At 70.6% G+C, this 12,240-nt stretch carries 10 protein-coding genes; 7 read left to right on the forward strand and 3 right to left on the reverse strand.

Going from position 1 to position 12,240, the window contains the following annotated elements; translation table 11 throughout:
* The first annotated feature begins 81 nt into the window (after window positions 1–81).
* From HNR07_RS32870 to HNR07_RS32890, 5 genes are all read left to right on the forward strand, one after another.
* Window positions 82–738, forward strand: coding sequence for an HAD family hydrolase (locus tag HNR07_RS32870; protein WP_184373029.1), 657 nt, complete (start codon window positions 82–84; stop codon window positions 736–738).
* A gap of 176 nt (window positions 739–914) precedes the next feature.
* The gene (locus HNR07_RS32875; protein WP_184370568.1) at window positions 915–2,030 is read left to right on the forward strand and encodes a betaine/proline/choline family ABC transporter ATP-binding protein; all 1,116 of its coding nucleotides are present in this window, start codon (window positions 915–917) and stop codon (window positions 2,028–2,030) included.
* The gene (locus tag HNR07_RS32880; protein ID WP_184370571.1) at window positions 2,027–2,896 is read left to right on the forward strand and encodes an ABC transporter permease; all 870 of its coding nucleotides are present in this window, start codon (window positions 2,027–2,029) and stop codon (window positions 2,894–2,896) included. The genes HNR07_RS32875 and HNR07_RS32880 overlap by 4 nt, the downstream gene beginning before the upstream one ends.
* A gap of 1 nt (window position 2,897) precedes the next feature.
* On the forward strand, window positions 2,898–3,578 hold the full coding sequence (locus HNR07_RS32885; RefSeq protein ID WP_017584156.1) for an ABC transporter permease: 681 nt from the start codon (window positions 2,898–2,900) through the stop codon (window positions 3,576–3,578).
* 58 nt (window positions 3,579–3,636) lie between these two features.
* A complete protein-coding gene (locus HNR07_RS32890) occupies window positions 3,637–4,527 on the forward strand; it encodes an ABC transporter substrate-binding protein (RefSeq protein ID WP_184370574.1) in 891 nt (296 codons plus the stop codon).
* Window positions 4,528–4,822: 295 nt separating this feature from the next.
* Here the strand turns inward: HNR07_RS32890 and HNR07_RS32895 are convergent, their stop codons facing one another.
* The 3 genes from HNR07_RS32895 to HNR07_RS32905 form a co-directional block, all read right to left on the reverse strand.
* The gene (locus tag HNR07_RS32895) at window positions 4,823–6,490 is read right to left on the reverse strand and encodes an IS4 family transposase (protein WP_184360216.1); all 1,668 of its coding nucleotides are present in this window, start codon (window positions 6,488–6,490) and stop codon (window positions 4,823–4,825) included.
* 1,092 nt (window positions 6,491–7,582) lie between these two features.
* Window positions 7,583–8,083: a flavin reductase family protein gene (locus tag HNR07_RS32900; protein WP_376769966.1), complete on the reverse strand. Its 501-nt coding sequence runs from the start codon at window positions 8,081–8,083 to the stop codon at window positions 7,583–7,585.
* The gene (locus tag HNR07_RS32905; RefSeq protein ID WP_184370577.1) at window positions 8,080–9,804 is read right to left on the reverse strand and encodes a S49 family peptidase; all 1,725 of its coding nucleotides are present in this window, start codon (window positions 9,802–9,804) and stop codon (window positions 8,080–8,082) included. Before HNR07_RS32905 ends, HNR07_RS32900 begins: the two co-directional genes overlap by 4 nt.
* 124 nt (window positions 9,805–9,928) lie before the next feature.
* Here HNR07_RS32905 and HNR07_RS32910 point away from each other — a divergent pair, with 124 nt between their 5' ends.
* Together HNR07_RS32910 and HNR07_RS32915 are read left to right on the forward strand one after the other, a co-directional pair.
* Complete coding sequence (locus HNR07_RS32910) at window positions 9,929–10,609, forward strand: hypothetical protein (RefSeq protein ID WP_184370580.1); 681 nt, start codon at window positions 9,929–9,931, stop codon at window positions 10,607–10,609.
* 208 nt (window positions 10,610–10,817) lie between these two features.
* The gene (locus HNR07_RS32915) at window positions 10,818–12,161 is read left to right on the forward strand and encodes a M16 family metallopeptidase (RefSeq protein ID WP_184373034.1); all 1,344 of its coding nucleotides are present in this window, start codon (window positions 10,818–10,820) and stop codon (window positions 12,159–12,161) included.
* Window positions 12,162–12,240: the final 79 nt, after the last annotated feature.

Consider the following 12,240-nt stretch of genomic DNA (forward strand, 5'->3'; position numbering starts at 1 on the left):
TGACCCGGCGACCGCCTCACCTCGGCCCGGGTCCCCGGTCGGGAGCGCTGTGTAAACTCCCTAACCGTGGCAATTCGTACTGTGGTGTTCGACGTCGGCGAGACACTCATCGACGAGACGCGGATCTTCGCGCGCTGGGCGGACCGTTTCGCGATCCCGCACATGGCGTTCTTCGGCACCATCGGCGGTGTGATCGCCTCGGGCGGCACCCTCACCGACGGGTTCCGCCTGCTCGTGCCCGGGTTCGACCTGGAGGCCGAGAGCGCCCGCTGGCGGGCCGAGGAGCCCGACGGTGAGCGCGAGCACTTCACCGAACGCGACCTCTACCCCGACGTGCGCTCCGCCTTCAAGACCATGCGCGCGGCCGGGTTGTCCCTGGTGATCGCGGGCAACCAGCCGCCCGAGGCAGGTCCGGCCCTGGCCGCCATGGACCTGGGGGTCGACGGCATCGGGATCTCCGACGACTGGGGGGTGGCCAAGCCCCAGCCGGAGTTCTTCGACCGGACCCTGGAGCTGGCCGCGCGGAGCCGCCCCGGACTGGCCGCCGAGGAGATCCTCTACGTCGGCGACCGCGTCGACAACGACGTCCTGCCCGCCGGTCGGGCCGGGATGGCCACCGCCCTGCTGCGCCGCGGCATCTACGGCTACCGCCACTCCGCCACCCCCGAGGCCCGCAGCGCCGACGTCGTCGCCGACGACCTCCACCAGCTCGCCGACTGGCTCACCGCCCGCGGCTGACCCGCGTGTCGTCGCGCCCCGTCCCGGGGCCTCCCCGGTACCCTCCCAGCACGTCCCAGTGGCGGCTGACTCCCCATGCTGCCCGTTTGATCCCCAATCCTGGGGGAAACAGTGCACATCTGCGCATGCTCCCCAGCGGGAACACGCACCGGCCCCCGAACGGAGACGACCCCGCGATGATCACATTCGAGGGCGCCGCCAAGTTCTATCCGGACGGCACCGTCGCCGTCGCCCACCTGGACCTCACCGTGGAGACGGGCAAGACCACCGTCTTCGTCGGCCCCTCCGGCAGCGGCAAGACCACCTCCCTGCGGATGATCAACCGCATGGTCGAGCCCACCGGCGGTACCATCCGCGTCGACGGCGCCGACATCCGTGACCAGAACCCGGCCCAGCTGCGCCGCTCCATCGGCTACGTCATCCAGCAGGCGGGCCTCTTCCCGCACCGCACCGTCCTGGACAACATCGCCACGGTGCCCCTGCTGCTGGGCTGGCGGCGCTCCAGGGCCCGCGCGCGGGCTCTCGAACTCATGGACCTGGTCGGGCTGGAACCGGCCCAGGCCAAGCGCTACCCGCACCAGCTCTCCGGCGGACAGCAGCAGCGGGTGGGCGTCGCCCGCGCGTTGGCGGCCGACCCGCCGATCCTGCTCATGGACGAGCCCTTCAGCGCCGTGGACCCGGTGGTGCGCACCAGCCTCCAGGACGAGCTGATCCGCCTCCAGCAGGAGCTGCACAAGACCATCGTGTTCGTCACCCACGACATCGACGAGGCGGTGCGGCTGGGCGACAGGATCGCGGTCTTCCGGCCCGGCGGGGAGCTCGCCCAGTACGACGCCCCCGAGCGGTTGCTCGCCGAACCCGTGGACGCCTTCGTGGAGTCCTTCATCGGCTACGACCGCGGAGTGCGCCGCCTGTCCTTCTTCCCCGCCAGCGGGCTCTCCCTGCGCGAGGACGTGGTCTTCGACGACGAGGACCGGGTGGAGCGGGCCCAGACCCTGGTCGCCGGGGAGAACGAGCCCTGGGCGCTGGTCGTGGACGCCGAACGCATGCCCAAGGGGTGGGTCAGCGCCGAGCAGCTCGACCGGGCCCCCAGCGGGGTGCCCCTGGGCTCGCTGGACCTGGCGCCCTACGGCCACACCTTCGACGTCGGCGCGGACTCGCTGCGGGCCGCCCTGGACGCCGCGGTGCTCTCACCCGCGGGCCGGGCGGTCGGCGTGGACGAGGAGGGCCGGGTGGTCGGCGTGGTCTCCCAGAACGACCTGGGCGCCGCCATCTGGTCGGTGTCCGAGTGATCGCCGTGGAGGGCGGGAACTGGGCGCTCGGCGCCTGGGAGTGGATCACCCGGGTCACCGAGTGGGGTGCGGCCAACTGGAGCTACCCCGACGAGCCCAACCGGGGCATCTGGCCCCGGCTGCTCGAACACATGCGCCTGGCCTACCTCTCCATCCTCATCGGCCTGGCCGTCGCGCTGCCCCTGGGGCTGGCGTGCGCGCGCTGGGGGCGGCTGTACCCGCCGGTGCTCACCGGCGTGAACGTGCTCTACGCGGTGCCCTCGATCGCGCTGTTCTTCCTCATGCTGCCCTACACCGGGTTCAGCGACTGGACCGCGATCGTGCCGCTGTCCCTGTACACACTGGTCATCCTGCTGCCCAACGTGGTGGACGGGCTGCGCCAGGTCCCCGACCACGTGCGCCAGGCGGCGGTCGCGATGGGTTTCGGCCCGCTCCGGCGCCTGCTCACCGTGGAGATGCCGGTGGCGGTCCCGGTGGTCATCGCCGGGCTGCGGGTGGCCTCGGTGGCCACCATCAGCATGGTCAGCGTCGCCTCCCTGGTGGGACTGGGCGGGTTGGGCCAGCTCATCCTCAGCGACGGGTTCCGCCGCCAGTTCGACGCGCCCATCGTGGTCGGCATCGTCCTGGTGGTCCTGCTGGCGTTCGTCACCGACGCCCTGCTGGTGGTCGCCCAGTACCTGCTGACCCCCTGGAACCGGGGTAACGGTGGATCGGGCCGGGCGCGGCGGCCGGGCCGCGGACGCTCGCGCCAACGGGCCGTGGTGGCCACCGGGACCCCCGTCGGCGCCAGGGCCGCCGCCGTGCGGGGCGCCACCGCCCGCACCGCCACGGCACAGGGCCCGAACCAAGCCACCGCGGGGGAGTGACATGGACATCCTGAACGAACTCGCGGCGTGGTTCGCCGACCCCGCGCAGTGGACCGGCCCCGCCGGCATCCCCGCCCGTATGGGCGAACACGTCTACTACTCGCTGCTGGGCCTGCTGATCTCGGCGGCCATCGCGGTACCGATCGGCCTGCTCACCGGACACACCGGGGTGGGCGGCTTCTTCAGCGCGAGCCTGGCCAACTTCGCCCGCGCCCTGCCCACCATCGGCGTGCTGTTCCTGATCGTGCTGGCCGCCGGGATCGGCCTGGTCCCCGTCGTCGCCGCGCTGGTGGCGCTGGCCGTACCGCCGATCCTGGTCAACACGCACGAGGGGGTGCGCGGCGTCGAGCCCCGACTCAAGGACGCCGCCCTGGGCATGGGCATGCGCGGCCACGAGGTCCTGTTCAAACTCGAACTCCCGGTGGCGACACCGCTCATCCTGATCGGGATGCGTACCGCCGCCGTCCAGGTGGTGGCCACGGCCACCATCGCCGCCTACGTGGGGGTGGGCGGCCTCGGCCGCTACATCGTCGACGGCCAGGCCCGCCAGGACCTGACGATGATGCTGGGCGGTTCCGTGCTCGTGGTGGCGCTGGCCGTGGTCACCACGCTCCTGTTCGCCGGGCTGCGACGGCTCCTCGTCGCTCCCGGACTGCGCTCCGAAGCCGCGGCGGCGCGCTGACCGGGTGGCCTTCGGACACCACCCGACAAGCGAAGGTTCCCAGAGAGAAGGTTTGGACATGCACAAGAAGCTCGCCCTCATTGGGCTTCCACTCGTGGTGCTCCTCAGCGCGTGCGGTGGCAGCGACCCCTTCGAGGAGGAGGGCGGCGAAGGGGGCACGGTCGTCATCGGTTCGGCCGACTTCCCCGAGAGCAGCCTGCTCGCCGAGCTGTACGGCCGGGCCATGGCAGCCGAGGGCGTCGACGTCGAGTACCGGCTCAACATCGGCAGCCGCGAGGTGTACTACTCGCAGATCGAGTCGGGCAACCTGTCGGTCTTCCCCGAGTACAACGGTGCCACCCTGGCCTACCTCGACGACGACGCGCCCAGCACCGACCCCGAGGAGACCAACCGCCTGGTCGAGGAGGCCCTGCCCGACGGTCTGGAGATCCTGGACTCCTCCAGCGCGGAGAACAAGGACTCCGTCAGCGTCACCAGCGAGGTCGCCGACGAGTACGGCCTGACCACCCTCGCCGACCTGGCCGACGCCGCCGACGGGCTGGTCCTGGGCGGTCCGCCCGAGTTCGAGACCCGCCACCAGGGCGTGGTGGGCCTGGAGTCGGTCTACGGGGTCGAGTTCGGCGAGTTCCGCTCGCTGGAGGTCGCCCTGCTGACCCAGGCGCTCCTGGACGACGACATCCAGGCCGCGAACCTGTTCACGACCGACCCGCAGATCGCGGTGGAGGACTTCGTGGTCCTGGAGGACCCGGAGAACCTCTTCGGTTCGCAGAACATCACCCCGGTCATCAACAGCGACCAGGTCGACGACACCGCGCGCGCCGCCCTGAACGCCGTCTCCGCGGCCCTGACCACGGAGGAGCTCACCCAGCTCAACGAACGCGTCATCATCCAGAACGAGAACGCCGCGGACGTCGCCCAGGAGTGGCTCGAGGAACAGGGCCTGGCCTGACCAGCGGCCTGACCCTCCAGCTATGACAGTAGAGGCCCCGGAACCGAACTCTCGGGAGGCTGTTGGTTGGTTCCGGGGCGGGGCCCGTGTGCGGCCTGCGGTTGTCGTTGTGTGCGGCCTGGGGCCTGGGGTCCGGGGCCTGGGGTCTGGGGTCTGCGGCCTGGGGTCCGGGGTCTGCGGTCTGGGGCCTGGGGTCTGCGGTTCGGGTTGGGGTTCCCCGTTTCCCGCCGCGTGATGGTGGCCGTCTGCGCTGCGCGCGTCAAGGTCGTTCGTCCTCGCTTCCAATGCCGTTTAGTTAAGGGACAGGCTGAGCTGTCAACCCCGAACTCGCCCACCGTGGCGCCAGGGTGTAACGGCCTCGAGCGATCCGTTGCAGGAACCCTTCCTGGACCCACACGCCCATCTGCGTGGCCAGACTCCGGTAATGGGGATAACCCAAAGCCCGAGCCACCTCGATCGGGCTCCAACCTCGGTCTGGACCAGAACCCAACAGGCGCATCGTGCGCTCCTTGGACCCACCAGGGCGGATTCCAGGTGCCAGCGGTTGAGCTGCGGACTGTTTGGGGCCCACCACGGCCCCAGGCGCAGGGGCCAAGATCTCCAACTCCACTTTCTGCACCTGGTGGGTGGCGAGCGGCCGCTCGGGATCGGCGTAGCCGTAACGCAACTGAGGACACTTGACCTTGCGCGCGCTGATCCGAGCACGGCGGGCCGGGAGCAGGTTGTCCAACACCGCCTGAACGATGCTTCCGCCCCGGCCGGGATCGTCATCGTCGGGCAGCACCTGCTGGGCAGTGATGACCTGACATCGGGCGGTGTTCAGGGCAGTGGTGAACCCAGCCCGATCGGCGTGGGTGCCCGGCCGGGACTCCACCGCCTCGACCATGGCCATGCGCAGCGCTTGGTAGAGCGCCAACAGGGCCCACACCTCCTGCTCCAGGCCGACCGGGTCCTGGGAGCGCAACACGCGACGGTGCAGCAGGGTATGGCGCAGGGAGTAGAAGGCCGATTCGATCTCCCAGCGTTCGTGGTAGAGGGCCAGCAGCTGTGGGGCGGGGTCGGTGCGGTGGTCGAGCAGGGTGGTGGCCAGCCGGTACACGCCCCTGGCCTGCTGCCCGTCCTGGGTGGTGGCGGTGATGCGGGCTTCGATGACGCGGAGTTTGAGCCCGTCCAGGTGGGTGAGGTAGGAGCCGTCCGGTAGCAGGGTTTCCACCCGGGGGCGGCGGCGTGGGTGCAAACGGATCAGGAGTTGGGCTCCGGTGGTGGCGAGCTCGCCCAGGAAGGTGTTGCCTTGGTAGGCCTGGTCGGCCAGGACCAGCATCTGGGGGGTGAGCAGGCCCAGCAGGGGGCGGGCCTGGTCGGGTTCGCCGCTGGGGGCTCGGGTCAGGGTGGCTCCCAGCAGGGAGCGGGTGCCGGTCTCGCACAGGGTGGTGATCTGCAGGCGGGGGTAGCCTTCCACGCCTTGCTGGTAGTGGATTTTGCGGAGCCAGGTGAGGTTGCGTTCGCTGTCAGGGGCTTTGATCGAGTGGCAGGCGTCAAAGGCCACGGTGCGCCAGTGCCGGTAGCGGGTGCCGGGGGTCGCGGGTTGGGCCAAAGGAACCGCGAGGGTCTCGAAGAGGGTTTTGAACGGGCCGGCTCCCAAACGTCGGCGTAGGTGGCTGAGGGCGGATTGGCTGGGGCGGGGCACGGGTAGGCCGTGCAGGCCTGCGACGAGGGTGTCCCAGACGCGGGCGTATCCCAGGTGGGGGAACAGGGTGAGGGCGAGCACGAAGTAGACGCCGACCCGTGAGGGCAGGCGGCGTAGTCGTTGTTGCTGGGTGCGGGTGTGTTCCAGGGCGGCGTCGATGAGGTCGAAGGGGAGGTAGCGGGTGAGCTCGCCCAGGTGGCCGGGGGCGTAGATTCCAGCGGCCACGGTGATCGTGCGGGTGGCAGAGGTTGTGGTGGTGGCATACTGGTCGGGCAACGGGGCCTCCGGGCGCAGGTGGATCTTGGTCGATTTCCTGCTTCTATCGGAGGTCCCGTTCTTTGTGCTGGGTGGTTGCGGGTGGTGTTACAGGCTTGACATCTGGCCTGAAGCGCTAACTAAACGGCATTGTCCTCGCTTCGCTGCGGGCGCTCCACCTTGACTCGCTTCGCTACGACGGCGGTGGGCGGCTATCGGGAAACGGGGGAGGAGTGGTCGGGGCGGCAGGCGGGCCCCTAAAGGGGCCCAACGGCAACTGCGTGGCCTTCGGCCGGTGCCTTCCCCCGGCCGGAGCGCAACGCCTGGCCGTGTCGCGGCCGGTCATTCGCCCGAACGGACAAGCGGCGGCGAGGGAAGCAGTCTCCCCAGCCCTGCGGGGATCGGGGTGCGTGTCGCGGCCGGTCATGCGTGCCATCGGAGCGGCGGTGGTGAAGGTGGGGTTCAGCGCTGCGGTGTCGGCTCTGGGCAGGCCGGGGTGTCCGTAACCTGCGTCTGGGGTGGTCCGTTGCTTCCGAAACCCCTTCATTCCCGGTGATCTTGCTACCAGGGGCAAGTTCGGCGCCGAAGTTGCCCCTGGTAGCAAGATCATCTTTGAAAGGGGGGCCGAAACTGTGCCCGGGGGCTGGTGGGCTGCTGGTGGTGTTCGCTGGCACGGGTGACCGGCCGCGACACGCGGCCCGATCCGCCCCGGGCTGGGGAAGGCTCCGGCCGAAGGCCGGGGTGGTTGGGCCCTCTTGGGGCCCCGCCCCCGACCACACTCCCCCCGTTTCCCGATAGCCGCCAAACGCCGTCGTAGCGAAGCGGGTCAAGGTGGAGCGCCCGCAGCGAAGCGAGGACGAACGACCTTGACGCGCGCAGCGCAGACGGCCACCATCGAGCGTCCGGAAACGGGGAACCGCGACCGCAACCCGAACCCCAGAGCCACAGCCCCAGGCCGCACACAGCCCCGCCCCGGACGCCCTAACCGAGCCTGAGCCTGACGCAGAGAAGCCTTCGCGGGTCAGCCCCTCCGCTTCTCCGGGCCCCGGCGCTGCGGATTCGCCAGCAGCATCCCGAACCCTCGGTTCCGGGGCCCGCCTTGTCTGCGCCCCGTCAGTCCACCGCGTGGTAGCGCCCGTCCCAGCGGACCATCGCCGCCGCTGAGCGCCGCTCCGCACCCACCTCGGGCAGGCCCACCACGTCGGCGAAGAACACCACGTGGTCGCCGACCTCCACGCGCTGCCGCACCGAGCACTCCAGCGCGGACAGCGCCTCGTCCAGCACGATCGCCCTGGTGCGCTCACCCCGGTGGTGGGGCACTCCGGACACCAGGAGCCGGGCGCTGGGCCGCCCCTCCGCGGAGAAGCGGCCCGCGATGGCGCGCTGGTCGGCGGCGAGCACGCTCACCGCGAACGCGCCCACCTCCTCGACCACCTCGGCCACGTACCCGTCCCCGGCCACGCTCAGCATCACCACCGGGGGATCCGCGGAGACCGACACCAGGGCGCTCACCGTCGCCCCGATGTCGTCGCGGCCGTCCGCGACGGTCACCACGGTCACCCCGGTCGGCAACAGCGCCATGGCCTCCAGGTAGGCGCCACCGTCAACGCTCAACGGATCTCCCACGCACCCGGCATGCTCAGCGGACCGCCGACGGGCAGGCCCATCCGGACCGCCAGGTGTTCCAGCGGGCCCCAGGCGCTCAGCACGGTCTGCGGCTCGGACGAGGCCAGGTCCTCACTGGACTCGTGCTGGCGGAACCGGTCCAGCGGGTGCGGGCGCGGGAAGGCACGCACCGGCAGCGCCCCGGCCCCGGCCTTGGCCCGGGCCAGCCGTACGGCCGTCTCGACCCCGCCCAGTTCGTCGACCAGCCCGCGCTCCTGGGCGTCGGCCCCGGTCCAGATCCGGCCCTTGGCGACCTCGTGGATCTCGTCCCAGGTCCGCCCGCGGGCGGCCGCGACCTTGGTCACGAAGTCGTCGTAGATGGTGTCCAGGAGCAGGTTGATCCGCTCCCACTCGGACTCGCTGAACCCCTGCTCGGGGTCGAACATGCCCGCGTGCGCGCCCTCGCTCACCGAGTCCGAGGTGATCCCGAACCGCTTCTTGAGCTCGCCCAGGACCGGCTTGCCGGTGAGCACGCCGATGGACCCGGTGATGGTGGCGGGCTGGGCCACGATCGCGTCCGAACCCAGGGCGACGTAGTAGCCGCCGGACCCGGCGACGTCGCCCATGGTCGTGATGACCGGCTTGCCCGCCTCGCGGGTCAGCTGGCTCTCGCGGCGGATCAGGTCCGAGGCGATGGCCGAGCCGCCGCCGCTGTCCACCCGGAACACCACGGCCCGGACCCGGGGGTCCTGGCGGGCGGCGCGGAAGGCGGCGCAGACGGTGTCCGAACCCATCACCGCGCCGCCCAGCGGCGAGCGGCGGCTCTTGCCCAGGGTGATGCCGCCGCTGGCGGAGATGAGGGCGATGTGCTCGCCGCCGCCGGCGAACTTCGGCTTGGGCGCGCGGGCGTGCTTGCGGTGGTAGCGGGTGACGAACTGCAGTCCGGGCTCGGGGGAGGCCTCGCCCTTGTCGCGCACCTCCTTGGTGAGCTCGGCGTAGACCTCGTCCCGGTAGGCGAGCTGGTCGACCAGCCCGGCGTCCAGAGCCTCCCGGGCCAGGATCGGGGCGGTGTCGATGAGTTCGCGTACCCGCTCCTCGGTGAGGTCGCGGCTCTTGGCGACCGCCGTGACGATCTGGTCGTTCATGGACTGCACGATCCGGCCCATCGCCTCGCGGTGGGCCGGTGTGTACTCGGTCTGGGTGTACTGGTTGATCGCGTTCTTGTACTCGTGGCGCGCCCCGGCCTCGAACTTCACGTCGAGCTTGTCCAGGGCGCCCTTGAGGAAGGTGGTGCGCGACCTCAGGCCGCTCAGGCCCACCAGGCCGGTGGGCGAAAGAACGATCCGTGAGAAGGCGGTGGCCAGGTAGTAGGGGAGGTTGCCGTCTCCGGCCTCTCCGTAGGTGTCCGCCCAGGCCACGGCGGTCCTGCCGGTCGCGCGGAAATCGGCGACAGTGTCGCGCAGCTCCTGGATCTTGGCGATACCCAGGGCACGGGCGTCCACGCGCACGATGAGCGCGCCCACCTCGGGGTCGCGGGCGCCGCGGCGGATTCCCTCCAGTACTTCCAGGTACTGCTGTTTGCGGCGGTTCATGATCTGGCTGAGGGGGTCGCCCGGTGAATCGTCGGCCACACCCTCCGTCAGGTCGAGTTCCAGCACCAACGGGCCCCGGGGCCTGGGGCCGAACCGGTTGAGGGACAAGGGCTCAGTGATCTTCGCGAGGTCCACCATGGGCCCAGGGTAGTGGCGGCGGTTCCCCGGTGCGGCGGGTGTGTCGGGGGCGCTATGGTCGACTGTGCTCCGATCTGTCAGACGCGTGGTCGGGGCAGACCTGTAGAGAAGGGCGGAACGATCCATGGCGCGCACGACGGGCGAGGTCCGGCACCGGGCGGGAAGTGGTCGTGTTCTCGCGGTGAGTGCTGTGGCCCTGCTGGCGCTGAGCGCCTGCGCCGGTGAGTCGGCCGGCGAGATCGAACTGGAGCGCGGCGAGAGCGGCATGATGCCCGCGATCGAGCCGCCCGGCCCCGAGGGTTTCGACAGCGCCGAGGTCGGCGGGGTGAGCATCGACGCCCCCGACGGCTGGGAGGTCCAGAACGAGGGCGGTCAGCTGTGCATGACCCCGCCCGGTCAGAGCGCCTGCGCCTACGGTTCGGTCCAGCTGGTCCCCAAACAGGCGGCCAACCACCCGCAGGACTGGCCGAAGAAGGGCGACGCCTTCTACGACGACGACGGCTGGGCGGACAACACCGACAGCTGCCGCAGCCTCAACACCGCCGCCTCGGGCAACATCGGGGTGGACAAGGCCACGCTCACCAGTGACCACGGACAGATCTTCGAGCACGCGGACGGCCTCAAGTCCCACCACTCGGTCTGGTCGGTCACCTGCGACAACGACGACACCTTCGAGGTGCGCATGTGGTTCCTGCCCGAGAGCGACGTGATGCTCTACGTGTGGTCCGCGGACGCCCAGTACAGCGCCGTCTACGACGAGATCGCCGCGTCCATGGACACCACCGAGTACCGCAACGCGTCCTAGCGCTCCGGTCCTGCGTCCGTCCCGGTGTTCCGGCCCTCCCCGGTGCCCGACCGGGAATTCCATTCTGTTCCGACATCACCTGACAAACTCCGTCAAAACCCCTGTGGATTACTGGAACCGAGTGTCCCCGCGGTGCTTTGAGGCCATAGGCTCGTAACCGGTCAAGCAGTCAACGGAACTTGATGGGGTGCATGCGCTGGTGACCACCATGGAAACGTCGGGTCGGGTCGAACAGTACGAACTGGACAACGGACTGCGTCTGGTGACGGCTCCGGCCTCCACCGGCCAGGTCGCCTCGGTCAACCTCTGGTACGGGGTCGGGTCCCGACACGAGGTGCCCGGCCGCACCGGGTTCGCGCACCTCTTCGAACACCTGATGTTCCAGGGCAGCGGCAACGTCGCCAAGGGCGAGCACTTCGACGTGGTCGAGCGGCTGGGCGGGGACATCAACGCCTCCACCTCCACCGACCGGACCAACTACTTCGAGACGGTCCCCACGCACGCCCTGGACTCCATCCTGTGGCTCGAGGCTGACCGCCTGGCGACCCTGCGCGAGGGCATGACCCAGGAGGTCCTGGACAACCAGCGCGACGTGGTCAAGAACGAGCGCCGCCAGCGCTACGACAACCAGCCCTACGGCACGGCCCTGGAACGCATCCTGCGCCTGGCCTACCCCGAGGGCCACCCCTACCACCACTCCACGATCGGCTCCATGGCCGACCTTGACGCCGCCGACCTGGACTACGTCAAGTCCTTCCACAAGGCGCACTACGGCCCGGACAACTGCGTCCTGACCATCGTCAGCGACCTGGAGTCCGCGGACGTCCTGGCGCGGGTCGAGAAGTACTTCGGCGCCATCCCCGCCCGCGACTTCATCCCCGAGACCCCCGACCCCACCCTGCGCGCCCCGCTGGGCGGTCCGGTGCGGGACTCGGTCTCCGAGACGGTCCCGGCCGCAGGGGTGTTCATCGGCTTCCGCGTCCCCGCCTACGGTGAGCGCGGGCACGACGTCGCGCAGCTGGCGGCGGCCGTCCTCGGCCAGGGGCAGGGCAGCCGCCTGTACCGCTCCCTGGTCGTGGACCGGCCCATCGCCGCCGACGACGGCGGCGGCTCCGCCGACATCCTGCCCTTCCGCTACACCGACAGCCTGCTGCTGGTGAACATGCTCGCCCGCGAGGGCGTGGCCGGTGACGTCCTGGAGCAGGCCATCCGCGAGGAGGTCGCCAAGCTCGCCTCCGGGATCACCGACGAGGAACTGGACCGGGCCCGCGCCGTGCTGGAGCGCGAGCACCTCCACTCCATCGCCAGCCCCTCCGGGCTGGCCGACTCCATCGGCAGCTGCACCCAGCTGCTCGGCGACCCCGAGCTCGCCTACACCTGGCCCGAGCGCTGGGCGGACGTCACCGCCGAGGAGGTGCGGGCCGCGGCCGAGCGCCTGCTGGTCGACGACAACATGCTGGTCGTGCGGTTCGACCCCGAGTCCGAGTCCGCCGCCGAGACGCTCGAGGTGGAAGCCGAGGCCGACGCCGCGGCCGACGCACCGCGGGGATAGCCGCCGAACCGGCCCCACCGTCCCGCAGGCGCAACCGCCCCTCAGGCGTCACCGCCCGTTCCCGCCAAGCGCAGAAAGA

This window comes from Nocardiopsis metallicus (genome assembly GCF_014201115.1).
GTDB lineage: Bacteria > Actinomycetota > Actinomycetes > Streptosporangiales > Streptosporangiaceae > Nocardiopsis > Nocardiopsis metallicus.

What these genes read in the sequence shown, in the direction of transcription:
- HNR07_RS32875 (WP_184370568.1), top strand. Translation starts at nt 915, where the DNA reads ATGATCACATTCGAGGGCGCCGCCAAGTTCTATCCGGACGGCACCGTC.
- HNR07_RS32885 (WP_017584156.1), top strand. Translation starts at nt 2,898, where the DNA reads ATGGACATCCTGAACGAACTCGCGGCGTGGTTCGCCGACCCCGCGCAG.
- HNR07_RS32890 (WP_184370574.1), top strand. Translation starts at nt 3,637, where the DNA reads ATGCACAAGAAGCTCGCCCTCATTGGGCTTCCACTCGTGGTGCTCCTC.
- HNR07_RS32905 (WP_184370577.1), bottom strand. Translation starts at nt 9,804, where the DNA reads ATGGTGGACCTCGCGAAGATCACTGAGCCCTTGTCCCTCAACCGGTTC.
- HNR07_RS32910 (WP_184370580.1), top strand. Translation starts at nt 9,929, where the DNA reads ATGGCGCGCACGACGGGCGAGGTCCGGCACCGGGCGGGAAGTGGTCGT.
- HNR07_RS32915 (WP_184373034.1), top strand. Translation starts at nt 10,818, where the DNA reads ATGGAAACGTCGGGTCGGGTCGAACAGTACGAACTGGACAACGGACTG.